17 protein-coding genes and 1 tRNA gene are annotated in these 23,458 nt (G+C 36.3%); 9 read left to right on the top strand and 9 right to left on the bottom strand.

The window, feature by feature from the left end:
* The first annotated feature begins 15 nt into the window (after positions 1-15).
* The 5 genes from ACQR30_RS08040 (at position 16) to ACQR30_RS08020 (ending at position 11,485) form a co-directional block, all read left to right on the top strand.
* Positions 16-2,289, top strand: coding sequence for a GH92 family glycosyl hydrolase (locus tag ACQR30_RS08040; RefSeq protein ID WP_429733807.1), 2,274 nt, complete (start codon positions 16-18; stop codon positions 2,287-2,289).
* A 1-nt stretch (position 2,290) separates the two neighbouring features.
* Entirely contained in the window at positions 2,291-4,441 is a 2,151-nt protein-coding gene (locus tag ACQR30_RS08035) for a GH92 family glycosyl hydrolase (protein WP_429733805.1), read from the top strand.
* A 10-nt stretch (positions 4,442-4,451) separates the two neighbouring features.
* Positions 4,452-5,585 (top strand): glycoside hydrolase family 130 protein, encoded by a 1,134-nt coding sequence (locus ACQR30_RS08030; protein WP_429733802.1) that lies wholly within the window; start codon positions 4,452-4,454, stop codon positions 5,583-5,585.
* 125 nt (positions 5,586-5,710) lie between these two features.
* On the top strand, positions 5,711-8,653 hold the full coding sequence (locus tag ACQR30_RS08025; RefSeq protein ID WP_429733799.1) for a discoidin domain-containing protein: 2,943 nt from the start codon (positions 5,711-5,713) through the stop codon (positions 8,651-8,653).
* Positions 8,654-8,917: 264 nt separating this feature from the next.
* Entirely contained in the window at positions 8,918-11,485 is a 2,568-nt protein-coding gene (locus ACQR30_RS08020; protein WP_429733796.1) for a glycoside hydrolase family 38 C-terminal domain-containing protein, read from the top strand.
* A 59-nt stretch (positions 11,486-11,544) separates the two neighbouring features.
* Here the strand turns inward: ACQR30_RS08020 and ACQR30_RS08015 are convergent, their stop codons facing one another.
* The 8 genes from ACQR30_RS08015 to ACQR30_RS07980 all read right to left on the bottom strand — a co-directional run bounded on the left by ACQR30_RS08015 (position 11,545) and on the right by ACQR30_RS07980 (position 18,095).
* On the bottom strand, positions 11,545-12,549 hold the full coding sequence (locus tag ACQR30_RS08015) for a GntR family transcriptional regulator (RefSeq protein ID WP_429733793.1): 1,005 nt from the start codon (positions 12,547-12,549) through the stop codon (positions 11,545-11,547).
* Positions 12,550-12,819: 270 nt separating this feature from the next.
* The gene (locus ACQR30_RS08010; RefSeq protein ID WP_429733790.1) at positions 12,820-13,752 is read right to left on the bottom strand and encodes an NAD-dependent epimerase/dehydratase family protein; all 933 of its coding nucleotides are present in this window, start codon (positions 13,750-13,752) and stop codon (positions 12,820-12,822) included.
* Positions 13,753-13,831: 79 nt separating this feature from the next.
* Positions 13,832-14,836, bottom strand: a complete 1,005-nt coding sequence (locus ACQR30_RS08005) for a type II toxin-antitoxin system HipA family toxin (RefSeq protein WP_429733787.1) — start codon at positions 14,834-14,836, stop codon at positions 13,832-13,834.
* Positions 14,833-15,153 (bottom strand): HipA N-terminal domain-containing protein, encoded by a 321-nt coding sequence (locus tag ACQR30_RS08000; protein ID WP_429733784.1) that lies wholly within the window; start codon positions 15,151-15,153, stop codon positions 14,833-14,835. The genes ACQR30_RS08005 and ACQR30_RS08000 overlap by 4 nt, the downstream gene beginning before the upstream one ends.
* Before the next feature lie 9 nt (positions 15,154-15,162).
* Positions 15,163-15,375 carry a helix-turn-helix domain-containing protein gene (locus ACQR30_RS07995; protein WP_429733781.1) on the bottom strand — a complete coding sequence of 71 codons (213 nt, stop codon included), beginning with the start codon at positions 15,373-15,375 and terminating at the stop codon, positions 15,163-15,165.
* 580 nt (positions 15,376-15,955) lie between these two features.
* A tRNA-Phe gene (locus tag ACQR30_RS07990) sits at positions 15,956-16,028 on the bottom strand.
* Between the two features lie 87 nt (positions 16,029-16,115).
* On the bottom strand, positions 16,116-17,312 hold the full coding sequence (locus tag ACQR30_RS07985) for a DegT/DnrJ/EryC1/StrS family aminotransferase (protein ID WP_429733778.1): 1,197 nt from the start codon (positions 17,310-17,312) through the stop codon (positions 16,116-16,118).
* Positions 17,313-17,348: 36 nt separating this feature from the next.
* Complete coding sequence (locus tag ACQR30_RS07980) at positions 17,349-18,095, bottom strand: MerR family transcriptional regulator (RefSeq protein WP_429733775.1); 747 nt, start codon at positions 18,093-18,095, stop codon at positions 17,349-17,351.
* 96 nt (positions 18,096-18,191) lie between these two features.
* On the opposite strand from ACQR30_RS07980, the gene ACQR30_RS07975 reads away from it, so the two are divergent.
* The 3 genes from ACQR30_RS07975 to ACQR30_RS07965 all read left to right on the top strand — a co-directional run bounded on the left by ACQR30_RS07975 (position 18,192) and on the right by ACQR30_RS07965 (position 20,848).
* Positions 18,192-19,184 (top strand): NAD-dependent epimerase/dehydratase family protein, encoded by a 993-nt coding sequence (locus ACQR30_RS07975; protein WP_429733772.1) that lies wholly within the window; start codon positions 18,192-18,194, stop codon positions 19,182-19,184.
* Positions 19,185-19,457: 273 nt separating this feature from the next.
* The gene (locus ACQR30_RS07970) at positions 19,458-20,336 is read left to right on the top strand and encodes a murein L,D-transpeptidase catalytic domain family protein (RefSeq protein WP_429733769.1); all 879 of its coding nucleotides are present in this window, start codon (positions 19,458-19,460) and stop codon (positions 20,334-20,336) included.
* A 71-nt stretch (positions 20,337-20,407) separates the two neighbouring features.
* Positions 20,408-20,848, top strand: coding sequence for a RidA family protein (locus tag ACQR30_RS07965; protein ID WP_429733766.1), 441 nt, complete (start codon positions 20,408-20,410; stop codon positions 20,846-20,848).
* Positions 20,849-20,852: 4 nt separating this feature from the next.
* Here the strand turns inward: ACQR30_RS07965 and ACQR30_RS07960 are convergent, their stop codons facing one another.
* Entirely contained in the window at positions 20,853-21,653 is an 801-nt protein-coding gene (locus ACQR30_RS07960) for a nitrilase family protein (RefSeq protein WP_429733763.1), read from the bottom strand.
* 149 nt (positions 21,654-21,802) lie between these two features.
* On the opposite strand from ACQR30_RS07960, the gene pafA reads away from it, so the two are divergent.
* Entirely contained in the window at positions 21,803-23,428 is a 1,626-nt protein-coding gene (pafA, locus tag ACQR30_RS07955) for an alkaline phosphatase PafA (RefSeq protein ID WP_429733760.1), read from the top strand.
* Positions 23,429-23,458 lie beyond the last annotated feature (30 nt).

Here is a 23,458-nt window from a genome sequence, read left to right as displayed (position 1 = left end):
GAAGGGCAAATTAAAATGAAATTATTTTCGATTTTCACGGCTGCATTCTTGTTTTGCAATATGGGTTATTCACAAGAACCTAATTTACTAAAATATGTAAATGGGCTGCAAGGCACTAATTCAACGCCTCAGTTTTCAGCTGGAAATGTTTTTCCCGCGGTAGCCTTACCTTTTGGCATGAATTTTTGGTCGCCTCAAACGGGTAAAAATGGCGATGGGTGGAAATATCAATATGGGTCTTCAAGCATAAGAGGTTTTGGTGAGACGCATCAATGCAGTCCCTGGATGAACGACTATGGTGTATTTACTTTGATGCCGGTTTCGGGGAAATTGGTTGTCGACGAGACTAAAAGGGCTAGCACTTTTAAACATAGCAACGAGATTGCGAAGCCCAATTATTACAAGGTAATTTTTGACAATGGCATATCGACGGAGATAACACCAACGGTACGAGCGGCAAACTTTAGATTTGTTTTTCCAAAAAATAAATCGGCCTATTTAATTATTGATGGGTATACCAAACTTAGTGAAATAAAAATATTCCCCAAACAAAATAAGATTACAGGTTATGTAAATAACGGTTTATTTATTCCGGGCAATTTTAAAAACTATTTCGTCATTACTTTTAATAAGCCCATTATTGACTACGGTACCTGGAATGGTAAAACAGGGGAAATAAAGCGGAAGAATTTGATGGACTCGGGAGAACAAATAGGGGGCTTTATTCAGTTTGCAAAAGGAGTAAAAGTGGAAGCGAAAATAGCGTCTTCTTATATTAATCTAGAGCAGGCAGAAAGAAATTTGAATACCGAAATAGGCAATAATACTTTTGATCAAACGAAAGAAAAAGCTGCAAAAGTTTGGAATAAATTATTAAATAGAATTCAGGTAGAAGGTGGTTCTAATGCCGAGAAGGAAACATTCTATTCTTGCCTCTACAGAGCTAATTTGTTTCCATGTAAATTTTATGAGTATGATGAAAACGGACAGCCATATTATTACAGCCCCAATGATGGTAAAATACATAAAGGCTATTTCTTTACAGACACCGGTTTTTGGGACACATTTAGAGCACAGTTCCCTCTAAATGCCTTACTCCATCCTATGATGGAAGGTCAATATATGAATGCTATATTGGATGTAAAGCGCCAATGTGGTTGGTTGCCTTCATGGTCATTCCCTGGTGAGACTGGCGGTGTAATGATTGGCAATCACGCAATTTCTGTGTTGGCGGATGCTTGGGCAAAAGGCATTAGAACTTTCAATCCGGATACAGCATTAAATTATTACTTTCATGAAGTTACAGGTAATGGACCAAATGGTCGGTTTGGTCGTAAAGAATGGAAGTCTTATTTTACTTTAGGCTACATTCCTTATCCCTCAAGTGGAGTAGGTGCTACAGCAAAAACGCTTGAATATTGTTATGATGATTTTTGTGCTTATCAGCTTGCAAAAATGACACACAATAAGTTTTATGAAAATATATTTTCAAGACAATTGTATAATTATAAAGACGTATTTAATCCGGCTACAAATTTTGTTCAGGGAAAAGATAAAAATGGAAATTGGAATAAAAGCTTCAATCCTTACGAATGGGGAGGTCCTTTTGTAGAAGGTAACTCTTGGCACTATACCTGGTCCGTTTTTCATGATATACAAGGCCTAATAAATTTGATGGGCGGAGATAAGCATTTTGTTGCAAAACTTGATTCCGTTTTTTCTGCTCCCGATTCTGTAGATGTTGGCACGTATGGTTACAGGATTCATGAGATGAACGAAATGGTGGCTTCCAAAATGGGACAATATGCGCAAGGTAATGAGCCAATAGAGCATATGCCTTATCTGTATGATTATGCAGGGCAGCCTTGGAAGACGCAGTTTCATATAAGGCAAATTATGGATAAGCTTTACAACGCATCCGAAAATGGTTATCCGGGTGATGAGGATGAAGGACAGATGTCCTCTTGGTATGTATTGAGCGCGATGGGATTATACAGCGTTTGTCCTGGAACGGACCAGTACGTAATAGGAAGTCCGGTCTTTAATAAAATTACGATCACATTGGAAAATGGAAATAAGTTCGTGATTAGTGCACCAAACAATAATCGACAAAATGTATATATTCAAGGAGCGACATTAAACGGGAAAGATTTTACGCACAATTGGATTAAATATGCAGACATAATAAATGGTGGTGAATTTGAATTTGAGATGGGCAACAGTCCTAATAAAAACAGAAGCGTCAATAAAGCAGATAGACCCTATTCTTTATCTAATGAGAATTTATAAAATGACTAAAAGAAAGAACAAAAGAGTACAATTTTTGATTTTGGCTTTTTTTGCGTTTTGTACGCAAAAATTATATGCCCAAGATAATTTAGCGGGCAAAGTAAATACGATGATTGGTACGAAAGCATCAGGAAACACTTACCCGGGAGCGACTTACCCTTTTGGTATGGTGCAGTTTACGCGCTCTTATTTTTCTCCGCAAAGTGGTTTTGTTATCAATCAATTAAGTGGAGCGGGTTGTGATGAAATGGGCAATTTTCCTGTTCTTCCTCTATTGGGTGATTTATCTATTTCTCCGGATAGCATTATCAATCTTAGGATGAATGTTTCTAAGGAAGTTGGCTCAGCGGGGTATTACCAAGCCACCGTTGCGGATAGCATAAAGGCTCAGTTCACGGTAACAAAAAGAACCGGATTTGCCAAATTTACCTATCCGGATAAGGAACATAAAGCCACCATTATCATTGGTGGTGGGGTTGCAGCTACCCCTATTAGTACATCGTCTATTGTAATAACGGGTAAAAATTCTTGTGAAGGCTATGCTGATGGCGGTTCATTCTGCGGTATTGCTACTCCATACAAAGTTTATTTTGTCGCCCAATTTGATAATAACGCCTGTAATTCTGGTGTTTGGAAAAACCAGAAGATTACAAAAAATGGAACTTTTGCAGAAGGGAGCCATTCAGGTGTGTATTTTACTTTTGATGTAGAAAGTAATAAAGTTATTCAATACAAAATCGGCGTGTCTTATGTTTCGGTAGAAAATGCCCGCAAAAATTTGGAGGCCGAGAATACCGGATGGAGTTTTGATAAAGTGAAAGCCAATGCTGAAAGTAAATGGAATAGTTGTTTAAATAAAATTCAAATCAAAAGTAGCGATTCCTCATTTGTACAACAGTTTTATACGCATTTATATCACTCATATATTCATCCCAATATATGTAACGATGTAAATGGTGAATATATGGGGGCGGATTATAGAATCCACCAAACCTCAACAAATGAATACACATCGTTTAGTAATTGGGATACCTATCGCACCCAGATTCAATTATTAAGTATATTGGAGCCCGATGTGGCTTCAGATGTGGTGCAATCGCTGGAGGTCTTTGCTAAACAATCAGGTGGTGGATTTCCGAGATGGGTCTTAGCAAATGTAGAAACCGGTATTATGCAAGGTGATCCCACTGCTATATTAATCGCGAATGCTTACGCATTTGGCGCGCGCAATTATGATACAAGGTCCATTCTGGCGACCATGCGACACGGTGCAGAGGATCCGACGGCGCATTCACAAGGTATTTTGACCCGCCCCGGATTACAGAACTTTTTAGACAAAGGATATTATACAAATGCGTCTATGCAATTAGAATATAACAGTGCGGATTTTGCCATATCCCAATTTGCGCTACACGCTTGCAACGATGAATATATAAGTCAATGGTATCAGCACAAAGCGCAAAGTTGGAAAAAATTATACAATCCTGAGAGGAAATGGTTGCAGTCGAGAAATGCGGATGGGTCTTGGAAAAACTATGATGCGGACTGGAGAGAGGCGACCTACAAAAACTATTTTTGGATGGTTCCATTTAACTTAAAGGCATTAATTGATACAATAGGTGGTAAGCATATTGCAGCGAAAAGATTGGATAGTCTTTTTGTTAGACTCGATGCAAATTATGGGCAAGAGTGGTTCGCCTCTGGAAATGAACCGAGCTTTGCCACTCCATGGGCATATAACTGGACAGATGCGCCTTACAAAGCCCAAGCTGTTGTGCACAGAGTTTTAAAAGAGCAGTATTTTGATAAACCGGGAGGCCTACCGGGTAATGATGATTTAGGTGCTATGGGTGCCTATTATGTATTTTCTGCGTTAGGTTTATTTCCTGAGATACCTGGTGTAGGCGGGTTTTCAATTACGAGTCCCTATATGCAATCAGCTGTTATTCATTTGAAAAATGGAGATTTGAAAATAGTGGGTGGAAGCGAAAATAAACCCTATATAAAATCGTTAAAATTTAATGGAAAGAAATATGAAAGTACATGGATTGATTGGAGTACGATTGCAAATGGTGGTACATTGCAATTTGACTTAAGCGGTAAACCGAACAAAACTTGGGGAACAACTCAATCACCTCCATCCTTTAATTAAATCCTGAATAATGCTAAAAAAATCAATACATAAATGGGTAATATGTTTGAGTGTAATTTTTATAATCTCCTTACAAAATTCATTTTGTCAATGGAATAAAAACACTTGGAGCTTTGGACCATTTATAAGGCCTGCAAATGTGAACCCTATACTTTCGCCGGAAGCAACAACTTTTTTAGATCCTATGTCCGGAAAGAATATTGGCTGGGAGTCGAGTGATGTTTTTAATCCGGCTGCAATTAAAAAAGATGGGAAAATCATTGTTTTATATAGAGCAGAAGATAATAGCGCGGTGGGCATAGGCAGCCGTACTTCAAGAATTGGCTTTGCTTCATCAAGCGATGGTATTCATATGAAAAGGTTGTCTAAACCTGTACTGTATCCGGCTCTAGATAATCAAAAAGAAAATGAATGGCCGGGAGGTTGCGAAGATCCTCGTGTAGCTGTTACCAGCAATGGCACTTATGTGATTTTATATACCCAATGGAATCGAAAAATTCCGAGATTGGCTGTTGCTACTTCCAAAGATTTAATTCATTGGCATAAATATGGACCAGTTTTTAGAAAGGCTTATAGCGGGCGCTTCTTTAATATGGCTACGAAGTCTGCTTCTATTCTCACAAAGCTGGTAAAGGGTAAATTAGAGATTACAAAAATCAATGGAAAATATTGGATGTACTGGGGAGAAAAACATGTGTATGCAGCAACTTCTGAGGACTTGGTTAACTGGAACCCTTTGGTAGAAAAAGATGGTAGTTTGAAAATTTTAATGTCACCACGAAAAGGTTATTTTGATAGCCAACTTACCGAATGTGGGCCACCTGCCATACTGACTAACAAAGGAATTGTATTGATGTATAATGGCAAAAATGATGATGGAGCAGATGCCGATAAAAATTATACTTTAAATGCTTATTGTGCTGGGCAAGCTTTGTTCGATGCAAATAATCCTACAAAAATTGTACATAGACTCGACAAGCCTTTTCTTAAACCAACAATGGCTTTTGAAAAAAGTGGTCAATACCCTGCAGGAACAGTATTTATTGAAGGGTTGGTTTATTTTAAAAATAAGTGGTTTCTCTATTATGGTTGTGCGGATTCGAGAATTGCAGTGGCCATTTGGGATCCTTCAAAAATGGAGTAAAATATTTTAGAACTTCTTTTATTATGACGTGTTTTGTTTAATTGGCTGCAATAAGCAAAGAAGGGATCGCTTTGTAAAAGCCGTAATGCGGCTTCTTTTCGGATTCAATTTTAAAAAAAATAAAAATGCCACACAGGAAATTTCTTCGAATATTTGTATTCTCATTCCTTTTCAATTCTGTTCTAAAAGCGCAGTTAAATATATCTTTAAATAGCCAAAATGCTAATGAAGTAAATTGGAAATTAACGCCACAGTCGTCTGTTCAAGATAGCGTCAAAATATTTGACCCTAAATACGACGACAAGGCATGGGTAAACGCAACAGTACCTGGTGCGGTTTTCACTTCTTATGTGAATGATGGTTTAGAAAAAGACCCAAATTATGGTGATAATATTTATAAGGTAGATAAATCTAAATACGATAGAAATTTTTGGTATCGCACATTGGTTGTTTCTCCAAAACACAATGCAGATGAAAAGGTCTGGTTGAATTTTAAAGGAATCAATAGAAAAGGAGAGGTTTTCTTTAATGGTAGAAGACTTGGCTTGCTTGACGGTTTTATGGAGCAAGGGAAATTTGATGTTACAAAGCTTTTAAATGCATCATCGAAAAATGTAATTGCTGTTTTAGTATATTGGCCGACTTTGCCCGTTCCCAATTATGCTAGTCCTACTTATATTTCAAGTGATGGTTGGGATTGGATGCCATCGGTTCCAGGTCTTCTTCAAGGAATAACGGACGATGTTTATTTTTCGACCTCAGGAAATATTACAATTGATAATACTTGGATAAGAACAGGTTTGAATTCCTCGTTCGATGCGGCTGCTGTTTCTTTAAATATTCGACTTAAAAACAGCGAGGGTGAACAAGAAAAGGGTTATGTTCATCTCCATATTCAACCAGGAAATATTAGTATCAAAAAGCCTTTTACAATCAACCCTAACGCAGTGGTTGCGGAGCATTTTGATACCACTTTTTTTAAGGAATTATTAATTGAAAACCCAAAACTATGGTGGCCGAACGGATATGGTCAACCAAATTTATATAGCTGCCATGTTCAGGTTTATTTAAATGATAAATTATCAGACGCTACCTCCATTAAATTTGGTATTCGTAAATATACGTATGATACTTTGGGTGGAGTCTTGCATATAAAAGTAAATGGTAAAAAGATATTTGTCAAAGGTGGGAATTGGGGTATGAGTGAATACCTGCTAAGATGCAGAGGAGATGAGTATGATACTAAAGTGAAATTACATCAGCAAATGCACTTAAATATGATTCGTAACTGGATTGGCTCCACCACTGACGATGCTTTCTATGATGCTTGTGATAAATATGGCATAATGGTTTGGGATGATTTTTGGCTAAATTCTCATCCAAATCTCCCCACAGACATATTCACTTTTAATAAAAATGCAGTAGATAAAATTGTACGTTTTAGAAATCACGCTTGTATAGCTGTGTGGTGTGGTGACAATGAAAGTGCTCCTCTTCCGCCATTGAACGGATGGTTAAAGGAAGATGTGCGAACTTTTGATGGCGGCGATAGACTTTATCAGCCAAATTCACACGCTGGAGCTCTTACAGGGAGTGGCCCATGGGCAAATTTTAGCCCTAAATGGTATTTTACAAAATACCCAAATGGCTTTGGAGGTAGTCAAGGTTGGGGTTTTAGAACAGAGATTGGAACGGCCGTATTTACCACATTTGAGAGTTTTAAAAAATTCATGCCTAAGGCAGATTGGTGGCCAAGAGACAGCATGTGGAACAAACATTTCTTTGGTAAGTCAGCAGCAAATGCAGGCCCGGACCATTATTTCTCTACGGTAAATAGCGAATACGGAGAAGCTTCGGGAATTGAAGATTTTTGTCGAAAAGCGCAGTTGCTAAATATCCAAGTTAATAAGGCGCTTTATGAAGGTTGGCAGCAACATATGTGGAAAGATGCCTCCGGTGTTATGACTTGGATGAGTCAATCGGCCTATCCTTCTTTTGTATGGCAAACCTATGACTACTACTATGACTTGAACGGTGCTTATTGGGGAGTGAAAAAGGCTTGTGAGCCTATACATATTCAATGGGATTGCGCTAACAATTCTGTAAACGTGATCAACACAACCTTAAAAAATTACAAAAACTTGGAAGCGGTAAGTAAGGTTTATAATTTAGATGGATCTGAAGTCCCTGAGTATAATCAGAAGAAAATTTTAAGTGTAAAGGCTGATACGGTTGCCTCTTGTTTCCACATTAATTTTTCTAAAAATAATTTGGCCTTTCAACAAAAATCGTATGCATCAAGTACTTCTTCAGATGCTCAATCTGCAGTTGCAGTAACCGATGGAAGCATTGGAAGTCGCTGGAGTAGCAATTATAACGATAACCAATGGGTATATGTCGATTTAGGAGTAGAAAAAGAAATTGCTTCAGTCAATTTAATATGGGAGTCTGCTTATGGCAAAGCTTTTAAATTGCAGATTTCAAATGATGCCGTGCATTGGAAAGATATATTTGAAACCCATAATGGGGCAGGTGGAAATGAGCATATTAGCTTTGCTCCAGTTAAGGCAAGATATGTAAAGATGCAAGGAATTAAGAGAGCGACACAATGGGGCTATTCATTGTATGAGTTTGAAGTTTATGGGATAAAAAATAAGAAAGAGCATTTATCGCCGACAAATTTTATTCGATTATATTTAAAGGATTCTGCGGGTAAAATTCTTTCAGAGAACTTCTATTGGAATAACAATAAGGGGCAAGATTATACTGCTTTGAACGCATTGCCGAAAGCAATTTTAAAGGTTTCTTCCAATTTGATTAGAGGGAATGATTCCTCCACCGTAGCGGTACAAATTCTCAACCCTAAAAAATCAAAAGCAGTAGCCTTTGCAATTCATGTGCAGGCTTATAATGCTGAAAGTGGAGCACGCATTTTGCCGGCGATTATGAACGATGATTATTTTACTTTAATGGAGGGAGAATCCAAATTAATAAATATAGAATTCAAAAATGCGCTTTTGCCCGGTGGCAAATACTATGTAATAGTAGAGCCCTATAATGACAAGTGAAATGCGTTCAAGGTAAATTTTTAAACTATTTCTTGTAAACATCGTTTTTACTAGATATATCTGCAAAGACATGGTAATTGCTGCAAGTAATAAGTATGATTATACAACCACCTGTCTTATTTTATAAGATAGGGGATGTTTGAATTGCCAGATGGAAATCATAGGAAATGAGATAGAAAATAATATCAATTGAATTAGCTTATTGATCAATCATTTGGTTAATATAAGGACGAATAAATTTTAATAGACCCCAACGGAAAAGTGATGAAGGATTTCTTTTTAAAAATTAGCTTTTTAGGTTGTTTCATAATTGCTTTTTTTAATTTCGGCAATTGTCAGTCTCATTATTTTGTGGACGGATATCATGGCGGGATTTGGGGGCATTATCCCTATGATTATAGCCGTTTTATAGCCGATGAATTAGATAAAAACCCCAATTGGAAATTAAACCTGGAGGTAGAGCCGGTAACTTGGGATAGTATTGAGCGAATTGATCCCGTTGGATATAATAGATTAAAAAAATGGATAGATGATTCTTCCGTTAATTCACGTATAGAATATATCAACCCCGATTACGGACAAAGTTATTTATTTAATATCTCGGGAGAAAGTATCATTCGGCAATTTTATTATGGTATGCAAAAATTACGGGAACATTTTCCTGCAATAAAATTTACTACTTACTCTTCTGAAGAACCTTGTTTTACAAATGCTCTACCACAAATATTAAAGTCATATGGTTTTAAATATGCAGTATTAAAAAATCCAAATACTTGTTGGGCCGGATATGTTGCACCACATAGCGGTGAGTTTGTCAATTGGATCGGCCCAGATGGGTCTTCCATAAGGACCGTTCCGAGATATGAAGATGAAACCTTCGTTAAAAATTCTACTTGGCAAACAATTGCATGGAATAATGATGCCAATTATATCAAAAATGCCATCGCTTCTGGTATTGAGAATCCGGTGGGTATGTGTATTCAAGATGCTGGATGGAGAAATGGTCCATGGCTTGGGAACAATAGTAAAGTTCGCTATACAACCTGGCGAGGTTATTTTGCGAAGGTATTTGATAAGCGGAACATTCAAAACTGGAAATTACCGCAAGAGGATATAAAAGTAAGTTTAGTCTGGGGAAGCCAGCTATTGCAACGTGTGGCCAAAGCAGTAAGGGAAACAGAAAATAAATTAATTGCGACGGAAACGATTGCCAGCATAAACAAATTATATTTTAATCAAAAATGGCCCGGACAAAAATTGGATGTAGCTTGGAAAGACTTATTACTTGCCCAGCATCATGATTGTTGGGTTGTACCCAATAATAGAAAATATGGGAAAAACTGGCAGCAGTATGTGACTTCTTGGACTAGCGAAGCTAATAGCATTTGTGATACTATCCTCCAGCAAGGATACACACAGAAACCAAAAAATTTAAGCGACAAACAAAATGATTATTTAAGAATATACAATACCACCGGACACGCCAGGACAGAAATTCTTGCTATTAATTTGCCCAAAAATTTGAAGGATAAAACGGTTAAAATTGTGGATGAGCAAAACCGTCCGGTGCCCATCCAACAAAACGGTGCTAAGGTCTATTTTCTAAGTAATGTTCCCGCTGTAGGTTTTACGACCTATCAAATAATTGAGAATCATGAAAATATTAGGGCGTCTAATGATAAACCATTAATAGCGCTTCAGAAAAACGGGGTATATAAAATAGAAACAGATCGCTATCAGATACTTATTGATCCGATGAAAGGTGGCTGCATTACCAGTCTAATTATTAAAGGGAAGTCGGATCATGATTTTGTTTTGCCAAATAAACCCGGTCTGTTGGAGTTAAGAGGATTCTTTTATAAACAAGGCGTTTTTCGTTCCAGTACAGAAAATCCGGCATCGATAAAAATACTTGAAAATGGGGGATTGTATGCTAGTTTGCAAGTAAAAGGACTGATAGCCAATAACACATTTACTCAGATTATCACGGTCACAAAAAATGGCAGAACTATACAGGATTCCCTACAGATAAGTTGGTTAAAAAATATAGGCATTGGCAAATATGATGAGACAGGCATCTTTAAAAATGAAAATTTAAACAAGGCATTTTATAACAATAAATACAAACTCCTTACGCTGTTCCCTGTGAATATTTCCAATGGGGAAATATATAAAGATGCCCCATTTGATATATTGAAAAGTAATTTGAAAAATACTTTTTTTGATAGGTGGGACAGTATCAAGAATGTTGTTCTGTTGCATTGGGTAGATTTGGGGCAAAAAGATAAAAAATTTGGATTTGCTTTATTCTCAGATGAAACAACTAGCTATGCACACGGACAGAATTTACCCTTGGGATTAGTAACGCAGTATAGTGGTAAAGGCCTATTCGGAGCTGATTATAATATTGACTCTTCAACAAGTATGAATTTTTCCCTTCTCCCTCATTATGGTGATTGGGCGCAAGGGAAGGTGAATGATGTTTCACAAAGATATAATAAGCCCCTTATTATAAAATTATTTAAGAGTGCGCCATTGCACGTCGCTTCATTGAAAAAATCATGTCTAAAAATGGGTAATAACGGTTGGATTATTTCTTCTTTGAGAATAGACGGTAAGGATGTTTTGTTAAGGTTATTTAATGCATCCGGTAATGGTTTGCAACACAGACTTTATTTAAATGGTTCAGCAAGTAGCGTAGAAAGTATTCGACTGGACGGCAAAGTTGAATACAATATACCGCTTAAGAATGGGAATATTTTTGAATTAAGTATCCCGAGGTTTGGTTTTAAAACTATTAGAATTCATGGTTTAATCAATAATCGAGACTAGGATAATTTAAATGGAATTATTGAGGTGACGTATAAACAAAGGGGAGACTATATCATATACTATAAAGAACCACGGGTTATTAAGGAAAAAGGACTTCGTGTCTGCTGAAAATTATTTGTCATAATATAGGATGCCGCTTCTCGACCGATATGCTCAAAGTCAGTGGTAACAACAGTAATGTTTAATATTTCTTTTAATATCGTTTCGTTAAATGAAATAATTCCTACATCCTTCCCAATTTGGAGATTTGCTTCCTTTGATTGCTTAATTAGATTTGCTAAGTCCGCATCAGCAATGACGATATAAGCATAACCTGACTTTAATTGTTTTGGTTCGATTTGCTCAAGTATTATGAATCTCTTTTTCTGTTCTTGACAAAATTTTGAAATTCCTTCTAAGATTTCTACCGGATGATTACTAAAAGAAGGAAATATGATTTTTATTCCCCGGTATTTTTTTAGAAGTGGTATAGCTTTAATTAAGGCTGTATAAATATCTTCTTTAAAGTTTTGAAATACAGCGCCGAAGTCTCCCTTTAATTCCGGTACATTTTTATCTAATAGAATTAATTGATTGAATGGAATCTGCTTGAGTACTTCAATATATTCCTCCTGCGGAGTATTTTTTAAAAAATGTGGCATTATGAGATAATAATGATACTTGCCAAGTGCCTCTTCTACAATTTCTTTAAACAATTTAGGACTATAGTGATGGATCCGTAATTCAACCGTTGCTTGTTCTCCTAATGATTTTATTAGATTATCGTAGACTATTTTTTTATAGGAGCTAAGCTTGTTAAAGACCAATAATACTTTCAATGTTTTGCTACTTTTGCCGGACACATAATAACCTTTAGAAGCCACGGAAACAATATAGCCTTCGTCTTTTAATATTTTATAAGCTTTTTCCACTGTCTCGCGAGCTACTTTATATATTTTATTAAACTCATTGATTGAAGGTAGCTGCATGTCTTTTTTCAAAAAACCCCGTTCGATGTCCAGGGCAATTCCCTTGGCTATTTGCTGAACTTTTGTGAGAGAATTGTCCTTTAGAAAATGAAGCATTTTAGGATTGATTTAATGAAGAAAGATACGACTTTTATAAAAAAGAATCGCTAAAATTTCCTTCACGATAACTATTTTATGATAACCGAAGGATATGATGTAGTAATGACATGAAGGCTATATCTATTACATAACGGGAGCAGATAGCAAAAACTATATTAACACTCAAAAAACTCGACAAATTTTCGAAAAAAATCTCTTATCTCGGCCTATAATGGGAGTCTTACATGAAAGATGAGAACTAAGGAAGAGATATTTGGCAGTTCACCCTTAGTTGTTTAAAAATGATTCAGCGGTGTTCTTGATACCTTCTTCATAGGAGGTGGGCACAAAGTGGAATGCCCTTTCAAATTTTTCCGAACTGAACTGAAAAGGGAATTCATTCTGATAGAGCATTTCGCAGATTTCTTTTATATCTTTATTGAACAGACCGAAAAGATTCAGAAACCATTTTGGTAATACCGATACTTTGTCAGAAGCATGCATATATTTAACGGAGAGTTTAATAAATTCTCTTCCGGTGAGTGTAGGTTGCGCAGTGGGCAGATGCCAGACTTGTCCGTATGAATTGGGTGAGATAGCTAAAAGATACATTCCTTTAGCTGCATCGGGTACATAACTGAGTGCACGGGGCAGATCTGCATTAACCAACCATTGAGCGGATTTGCCTTTTTTCAAATTGGCAAATACCATCATTCCGATGATACTTTTCTCAATAACATCCGGTCCGTAAAAATCTACTGCTCTTACTATTATGGCATCAATAGTACCTGCCTTCATTTCTGTTTGGAGTAAACGCGCAACCTCCGCTCTGACTTTTCCTTTTTTGCTGCAGGGATTATAAGGTGTTTCTTCTGTCATTACACCATTTACTTTTCCGTACATATACACATTGTCAAAATAAATTAATTTGGCTTTTGTTGCCTTGCAAGCCCGAATGACATTTTGCATAATCTTAAGCCAATCTCTTTGCCAAATCTTGTGATTGTATGCAAGACCGATAACCATGTACACATAGCTTGAACCTTCCAGGGCATCGTAGAGCTCTTCGAAGTTCAGTACATTCGCCTGTCTTGTCTGCACTCCTTGCATTGACTTGGGACTGCGGGACACCAATCGGACTTCTTTGTTATTGGATAATAAAATCGGTAGTAATTCCTTAGCGATGGTGCCATTTGCGCCTAAAATAGTATGCAATTCCATAGATTATATTTTTATTGCGCTATAAAATTAAATAGAACTCATTCAACAGTATAAGACTAACATTATATCCAAACCTCATTTACGCTATTAAATAATTTCGCTTTTCACTATACATCAACATGTATCCTCTTTTGTTTGCCTCATTTAAAAAGGAACGATTCACCAAGGTTTCCATAAAAGGTTGTCTTTCTAAAAATAGGGTTAACAACTTTTCAATTCTGCCTTCCGCTACACCTATTCGTCTTGCAAATTCAATAAAATCACTTTTAGAAGGGTGGTTACTTTTTTTGTATTGCTCACTTTTAAAATCATCAGCAAATAGCCCTTTATCTAAAGCAAAATCTGTGTCGTCCACATGTAGCTTCGTATTTATCAAATCATAAGCAGGACTAAGTAGATAATCTCCCTTTGTGGATTCAAGCAACGAAAAGTTTTTTAGGTGTGCATCGCCATTTGAAAATAAGAAATTGAAGACTACTAAAGAAAAGTATTTTTCTATTTCTACACGCCAGGCAGGAACATATTTCTGTATTAGCAATCCTATCGCTTCATAACTATATTCATATTTGAAATTGGCGCCTGCATTGTCTTTGGTTTTACCTGCCAATGTTGCAAAATCTTCTTTGCCCAATTTACTTCCATCTTCTTTTACATCAAACCTTTTGGTTATATAGGCAGGCGAACCATTCTTAAAAAAAATCATAGCATTTCCTGCCGTGTTTAATCCGTAAACCTGTTTGGCTATTTGCATAGTAAGATGTTCGTTTGCCGGAACCTGGTCCACCTTCTTTAAATCTCTTGGTATCGGCTTAAGTATGTATGTGCCCTGCTCTCCTTCATTTGTCAATCGCAACAGATTTTTTTCCAGCATAAGACTTAATTTTTCCTGCACGCCCGATATAGAAATACGTTTGCGGTTTTCCATAAACAACTCCGTTACTTCTTCGCTTTGCTGCGGTTGTTCATAAGGTAAAATGTGACTCACTTTCTTGCCATTAAACAAATTCCGCAAGCAGCTTGGACTGTAAGTAGAAAAACCTTCAGCTAAAGTTCCCGGACAATATTTTAATTCCTCTAAATTCATTTTGTCGATATTGGTTTTACGGTTACTGCACCTATCGTATCGTATTGTGCGGTTGCTGCAAGTAAACCGAAATTATCTTCTTCGTCTATCTTCAATTGTGTGCTTTGTAATTTCCTGTTTACGCCTTCGCTAAGCATATTAAAGAAAAACGGAAACAAAAATTTACTGCTGTATTCCTTTTGAGTTTTGGGAAGCGTTAAACTGATAGCAGACTTGGCTATATCAGCAAAATAAACATCATCATACCTGAACACAAAATGCTGACGATTTTCTTCCGTCAGCGTTCCGGCTAATATTCCGTTTCGATATATTTCCATTGCTCTCATTTACGCCATTTTCTTTTTTACTTCAAGAATAAGTTCCATACCCAATACTTCTGCTAATTTATTCAGTACATCCAAAGAAGGATTGCCTTGTCCGCGTTCCAGCTTATACAACGTATTGGTACTTATTTGTGCCAATTCTGCCAAGTTCGGTTGGGTAATGCCCAACTCTTTCCGCCTGTTTTTTATAGCTTCTCCTATATTCTTAACCCACATTATAATGTGATTTGTATATCAAAATTAAGATTATTTTTTAATTATTAATGCAAAATCACAATATAGTATGATTTTTAAGTATGATTATTTTAATTAAAAGTAGAAATATGCTAACTCACACTAAAATATGGTTTTCATATTTTTTCATAATGAAAATTTTATGGTAAATAGTTTGTCCGTAAACACACGTTGGGCCAACTATATGGCGAAAATAGAAAACCGTACGTTTATTTCATCATATGCTTTCTATCCATTAATTCACGCAAAAATATAAAAAAGCCGATCCAAAGAAATATCGTTGTGAGTAAAATCAAAAAAAGCATTCTTATAAAAGAAAAGGTAATAATAAAGTTGATAAAACAGCCAAAGAACGGCCATTGCATTATGCCACTTAGGCGGCAAATGTAAAAATATTATCACTTTCCACAAGCTTTTGCGTTGATCCCCTTTCCACAAGTTTTTGCGTTGATCCAATTTTTTTTCAACCGACTGTTAAAAATTTCATCGGCAAAAGCATGTATCAAATTATGTATCAAAAAAAACACTTACAAATTTTACTCTGTAAGTGCTTAATTTTCAGTGGTGTGGGGCGGGATCGAACCGCCGACACAAGGATTTTCAGTCCTTTGCTCTACCGACTGAGCTACCGCACCATTCCCGAAGGAGTGCAAATGTAAAAGGTAAAATTTTAATAAACAAATAATAAGTGTAGAAAAATATCCTTTTTTTTAGCTTATCTTTTATAAGACACTTTCAATTATGCTTTTTAATTTTTCTCCTTTCTCTTTTATTTGTTCTTCTGTCCACGACAGGCTGATATTGGTAGTTATACAGCGTGAAAGGATTGCATCACTGACCGAAAAATCTTTGGAAGATAATCTTTCTAAAGTTTCTATTTGCTCAATATTCAATTTATTATATATAGCAATATCTTTTAAATGATGCCAGTTGCGTACATAATGCCAATTATTGTCATACCAATAAAAATTACCGCCTAAGATTCCTTCAGCTTTTAGTTTCGCCACTACAGCTTTTGCTTTTTCTTCCGTTGGTAAGAACCAACTGATAGAACCACAACTGTCGCCCGTTTCATCTGGTATTCTTCTAAAAGATATCTGGGGTATAGTTGCCAAAATACTTTTTAATAAATCGTAATTCTTCTTTTGAATGGAAAGAAATTCTTCTAACCTCTTTATTTGCGCGAGGCCTACAGCCGCATGCAGTTCGGAAATTCTAAAATTATAACCCAAATACGGATGTAAATCAGCACCACGATCTACACCTTTGTGATCGTGGCCATGGTCACTGTAGGCATCTAGCGCTTGGTATGTTTTATCGTTATTGGTTACTACTGCACCGCCTTCGCCGCAGGTAATTGTTTTTACGAAGTCGAACGAGTAGGTCCCGGCATCGCCAATAGTTCCTAAATATCTGCCTTTGTATTTTGCGCCAATACTTTGGCAGGCATCTTCTAAGAGTACTAAATCATGTTCTTTACAAATATCTTGTAAGGCTCCTAAATCGGCCATGCTGCCACACATATGTACAGGCATAACGCATTTTGTAGCGGGGGTAATAGCTGCTTGAACAGCATCAGGATTAAGCGTCAAACTATCATCAACATCTACCAAAACCGGCACAGCCCCTACACTTAAAACTGCTTCAAAACTTGCAACAAAAGTAAAGGTGGGCATAATTACTTCATCGCCGGCGCCTACACCTAGAACAGCTAGAGCCGTTGTGAGTGCTGCCGTTCCGCTAGAAACTAGCTGTGCGTGATTTACATTAAACGTATTGCAAATAGCTTGTTCCAATTCTTTGGCTTTCCAGTGACCGTTGCGTGCGGCATCAAAACCGTAACGCATTAAAATGCCACTTTCTAATACGTCGTTTACTTCTTTCCTTTCCAAGTCGCCAAATAGTTCAAATCCGGGCATAATAGTTTATTTATGATATGATTTTAATTATGATATTTACTTTTCTGTATTTGCTTTTAACTCTAACAAAAAGCCTTTGAAATTGTTGAGCGAATGAATGATCTGCAAATTTACTTCCGTATTTTCTTTATGTGCTTTTAAATGTTTGACAGCTCCGCTGATGGTTAACTTTTTTTGCCTTAATAAATAATATATTACCTGCAAATTCTTTACATCTTCTGGTCGAAAAAAACGGTCGCCTTTTTTATTCTTTTTAGGTTTCAGTATTTTAAATTCATTTTCCCAAAAACGCAATAATGAGTTGTTTACCCGAAACCATTTTGCTACTATACTTATAGAATAATATTGTTTTTTAAATAGTTCTTCATCAGGTGGAACGGATATCAGGTCTACTTCTGCGTCCATTTCCTTAAAAGATTTTCGACCACGCTTTTTTACTGTTACAATTTTTTCCTCGGGCTGATGTTTCTTCTCAGTAGTTGTTAGTGGAATGATATTTTGGAACAATTCATTGCCTTCAATTATTTTTTTTTCTGTCGGTGGGGCTTTCAGTTTTATCTTAACTCCAATCTTTTCATCTGAAAAAATCAGCGTCCTCTCAACCTCTTTTATTGGTATAGTAGGAGTCGTGCCTTCCACTATTTCTTCTGAGGGAGACTCAGTATTTTCTACTTTAGGATGAACGACGGTTTTGGTAGCTTTTTCTTTGCCCTGAACCGCTTTTTTTTGCTGCTCAGTGTTGGGAGTTTCATTACCAAAATCAAATAAAGACAATTGTTGCATACTGTAAAAATAATACTCCTTTAGAATTTACACTAAAATTCTTCTTGCATTGCGTAATGAAAACCTTTATTTTGTATAAATTTTAGCAACACAGCAGTGCATTCACTCAATAAAGAAACCATACTTGTAACGGGGGCAAGTGGCTTGGTCGGCAGCCATTTATTAAATGTACTGTCTATTAAAGACAGTCGTATTATTGCCATTTGTAGGAACATCCCACAAGATGCGGACACGCGTTTTGATTGGATCTCTTGTGATATATTGGATGTAACTGCACTTCGGGAGATAATGAAAGGTGTGGATAAAATCTACCATTGTGCTGCAATTGTTTCTTTTAATCCTAAAATGCGAAAGGAACTTTTACAGATAAACATAGAAGGAACGGCTAATGTAGTAAATGCGGCTATTGAAAATGGTGTAAAAAAAATGCTGTATGTAAGCTCTGTCGCAGCTATTGGAGAAGCTGAAAGGGACGGCAAAATTATTCACGAGGCATTAGAATGGAAAAAAGAAAATGCCTCGGCTTATGGACTGAGCAAACATTATGCAGAAATGGAAGTTTGGCGGGGAATAAGCGAAGGATTAAAAGCAGTAATTATTAATCCATCAGTTATTTTGGGTTGCGCTGATTGGGATAAAGGTTCTGCTGAAATTTTTAAAACAGTTTATAATGAGTTTCCCTGGTACACTGAAGGAGTACATGGTTTTGTTGATGTAAAAGATGTTGCTAAAGCGGCTGTAATGCTTATGGATCACGATGTTTCGGCTGAACGATTTATCTTGAATGGCATTAATATTTCATACAAAGATTTATTTTTCAAAATGGCGGCGGCATTTAATAAAAAACCTCCGCACAAAGAGGTTACAAAATTTTTATCGGAGGTTATTTGGAGAGTCAAATATTTACAAGAAAAAATAACAGGTAAGCCATCTATCTTAAATAAACGTACCGCACGTACTGCAATGGCAAAAGTTGAATACAGTTCTGGAAAGTTGAAAGAATATTTTCCTCATTTTGAATATACTGATATTGATAAAACGATAAGCCGAATCAGTAAAGAGTTGCAAATAAAATATGTTTTAAGGTAATATGAATTTAACATTTTTTATTTTTTTAGGAATTTTTCTGGCTAAATTTTTGTCTAGAAATGTCTACTTTCGTTGCGGTCGTAATTTTTTTGTAGAAAATTATTGATAAATACAATTTTTTTACTGAAATTACATTATTAATTATTAATCGGATTGACTTTAAGGTGGGGTTAGTATAATTGCGCCTAAAGAAAATTAAATTTATTCATCTAACATTATTGCACTTTATTACTTGGTTGAATGGGTGTTTTAGTTAAAAACAGTTTTGAAATAGTGAAAAAATTTTTCTTCTTATGTACCATTAGTATATGTACATGTGCCTTTACAGCTCCAAATTCTAAAGTAGATGCCTTAAGTACTTTACCCGTTGACAAAAGTTTCCCTTCTTTATTACCCAACAAGCCTATTGGGAAGACAATGGCTTACAAACTTGTAGATTCAATTTACAATAGAATTAATTTAGATAGTTATGGCTTGAATAAAGACGTTTTTTTCAATGCATACAAAGGCTATGAATATCTGATGAGCAAAGGGATGTTGGAGAAAACTAACTTGCTTACTATTGTAGATTACAGCCAGAGCAGTACTAAAAAGCGTTTTTATGTTATTGACTTAAAAAGTGGTCGTGTATTGTTTAATACGTATGTTTCTCATGGTAAACGTTCAGGAGGAGAGTATGCAACAAGTTTTTCAAATGTAGAAAATTCTCATAAAAGTTCTTTAGGCTTTATTATTACTGGTAGTCCTTATCGTGGCGGATCTGGATATAGCTTACATTTGAATGGTGTGGAAAATGGAATTAATAATCATATAAGAGAAAGATCTATCGTCATTCATGGTAGTCATTATGTAAATGAAAAACGTGCAGATGAAAGCGAAGTAGGAAGAAGTTTTGGATGTCCGGCTGTGCCTTTTGGGCAGCAGTATGATATTATTAATACGATTAAAGATGGCAGTTGTGTGTTTATCTGGGCGCCTGATAACCATTATCAAATGGCTTCACGTATTCTTAATGCGACTTTTCAATGGCCTGCTTTGAAAATACAAAAATTAGATTTCCCTGAATTGCTCCCTAATGACAACAGTCTTTCGACATCCAATCATAAATTGCAGACTAAAATTCCAGTGATTTCGCCTTCCAATCAGGGTTAAATTCTTGTGCATTATTGCTGAAATGAGCAATAATTACTATAAAAAAGGGTCTAGATAAAAAATTCGATTTTTTGTTTTTACCAAATGCTTATCTTGCGAGTTCAATTACAGAAAGAGAGAGTCATCCTATGTCAAAAGAATTAATCAATACAACTAATGCACCTGCGCCCGTGGGGCCTTATAATCAGGCGATTAAAGCCGGTGGTTTTTTATTTGTAAGTGGACAAATTGCCATCGACCCGGCAACTAATCAATTATTTTCCGGTGATCTAGCTGGAGAAACTCATTTAGTTTTTAAAAATTTGCAAGCTGTCTTACAAGAGGCAGGCCTCAATTTTAAACATGTAGTAAAAGCAAGTGTGTTTTTAAGCGATATGAGTTTGTTTGCACAAGTGAATGAAATTTACGCACAATATTTTACTGAAGATGAGCCTGCGCGTGAAACTGTAGCGGTAAAAACTTTACCCAAAAATGTAAATGTAGAAATAAGTGTAATTGCTTTTGAAGGGTAGGTCTTTAGCTATTATTTTCTAAAAGTAGAAATTCATCGGCATCGTCTAAAAAGCGATACTGATCTCTAAGCTGTTGAAGATTTTCTTTTTTTAATGTAATGGTGAAGATGTCTTCTACCTTCTCTTTTTCATAAAGGTAATTCCCCAATGGATCAACTACGGCGGAGTCTCCGTTGTAAAGAATATTGTTACCGTCAACACCTACGCGGTTAACTCCCACAACATACGATAAATTCTCGATGGCTCTCGCTTGTAAAAGTGTTTTCCAGTGATGACTGCGTTTTTCTGGCCAATTTGCGACATTTATCAATATGTCGTATTCTGGCTCTTTATTTTTTATTTGTTGCCTTGTCCAGGTTGGGAAACGTAGATCGTAACATATTTGTAAATTTATTTTCCACCCCTTGACAGAAGCAATAAAACGTTTTCCTCCTAAAGAAAAATGATTATGCTCGCCACCATAGGAAAATAAATGTCGTTTATCATAAATGCCCATTTTCTCGTTGGGAAGCATCCAAATCAATCGATTGAAATATTGCTCCTTTTCTTTAATAATGATACTGCCAGTCAAAACAATATTTTTCTTTTTTGCTAAAGAACGCATCCAATTGATTGTTGGCCCCTCCGTTGTTTCAGCCAATGCCATTGGTTCTTGAGTGAAACCGGTAGAAAACATTTCTGGAAGTACTACGATTTCTGTCGGCTCGTTGATAGACCATATTTTTTTTTCAAACATAGCCAAGTTTGCTTCTTTATTTTCCCAAAAAATATCGGATTGTATGACAGAAATAGTAAGTGACGACATGGGTGGTTTACTTATTGATTTATTAAATTAATGTAAATTAGGTAAATATAATTATATCGGCAAAGTATCACTATTATATAATATAAGGAATAGACGAAATGACTGAATTTTGTATCTTGGATCTTTTACTAAGTATAAAATAGTTAAAAATGAAAAAAACAGTCTTTTTATGGGCATTCCTTTTTACTTACTTTGCCTCTTTTGCGCAATTGCAAAGGCCAAAATTGGTGATAGGTATTGTGGTTGATCAAATGCGTTGGGATTATTTGTACCGATACTACAATAAATATTCCGATGACGGTTTTAAACGTTTACTGAATGATGGTTACAATTGTGCCAATACATTGATCAATTATTTGCCGGCTTATACGGCAGTTGGTCATACAACTATTTTTACCGGTTCTGTCCCTTCAATTGATGGTATCGCAGGTAACAATTGGCGTTTTCAGAATTCTGGAAAAATGACTTATTGTACCGACGATTCAACTGTTGCAACGGTGGGTGCAGAGGGCGACGCCGGCAAAATGTCGCCGCATAATCTTTGGGTGACAACCATTACGGATGAGTTGCGATTGGCTACTAATTTTAAATCAAAAGTTATAGGCGTTTCTTTAAAAGATCGCGCTTCTATTTTGCCCGCAGGACACAACCCAACAGGCGCCTTTTGGTTGGATGATGCATCGGGAAACTTTATAACGAGTAGTTATTATATGAACGATTTGCCTGCTTGGGTAAAAGCATTTAATCAAGAAAAGGATATTAATAAACTTATTAGAAATGGATGGAATACTTTGTTGCCTATTGGACAATATAGCGAGAGTACAAAAGATAATGTGCCTTGGGAAGGAAAATTGAGTGGCGCAGATACACCTACTTTTCCTTTTAATTTGAAGAAAGCGTTGGAAAAAGATAAAGGAAGTATTCGTTCGACGCCTTTTGGTAATACCCTTACTTTACAATTCGCTCAGGCTGCGATAAACGGTGAAAAATTGGGTCAGGGAGATAATACGGATTTCCTAACTATTAACTGTGCATCTACCGATTATGTCGGTCACATGACGGGGCCAAATTCAATAGAAATAGAAGACGTGTATTTAAGGCTGGATAGAGATTTGGGTGTTTTTCTTAAAATGCTGGACGCGAAAGTGGGAAAAGGAAATTATTTGGTATTTCTGACGGCTGATCACGGTAGTGCACATTCCAAAGGTTTTATGAAAGAAAACAAAATGCCGACGGGTTTTTTTCCCGATTTGCAAAAATCCCTGAATAGTTATTTACAGGAAAAATTTGGCACCGAGAAATTAGTTCTTGGTATGGAGAATGATGAGGTTTCTTTTAATAATGCTGCCATTGAGATGAAAGGATTGGCAAAGGAAGCCATAAAAAAAGCGACCATTAATTTCTTGCAAAAACAAAATGGTATACTCTATGCTGTAGATGAATCGATGGCGGCAATTGCGCCAATTCCTGCTGCGTTGCGCGAAATGATTATAAACGGTTATAATAGAGAAAGGAGTGGAGATATAAAAATTATTTTGCAATCGGGGTGGTTGCCTAGCCAATATAAAACTGGGACAACTCACGGTCTTTGGAATCCCTACGACACCCATATTCCACTGATTTTTATGGGTTGGAAAATTCCTCATGGCGAAACAAATAATACCCTTTATATGACGGATATTGCGCCTACCTTGGCTGCTCTACTGCATATACAAATGCCAAGTGGTTGTATCGGAAAACCTATAGAGCCTTTGATGGATAAAGTGAATAAATAGATGAAGCCTTTTTGTCAAATATGTAAGCCT

Source organism: Arachidicoccus sp., assembly GCF_050436765.1.
Classification (GTDB): Bacteria; Bacteroidota; Bacteroidia; order Chitinophagales; family Chitinophagaceae; genus Arachidicoccus.
Note: the sequence above shows the minus strand (reverse complement) of the source record. Positions and strands in the feature narration are given on the sequence as shown.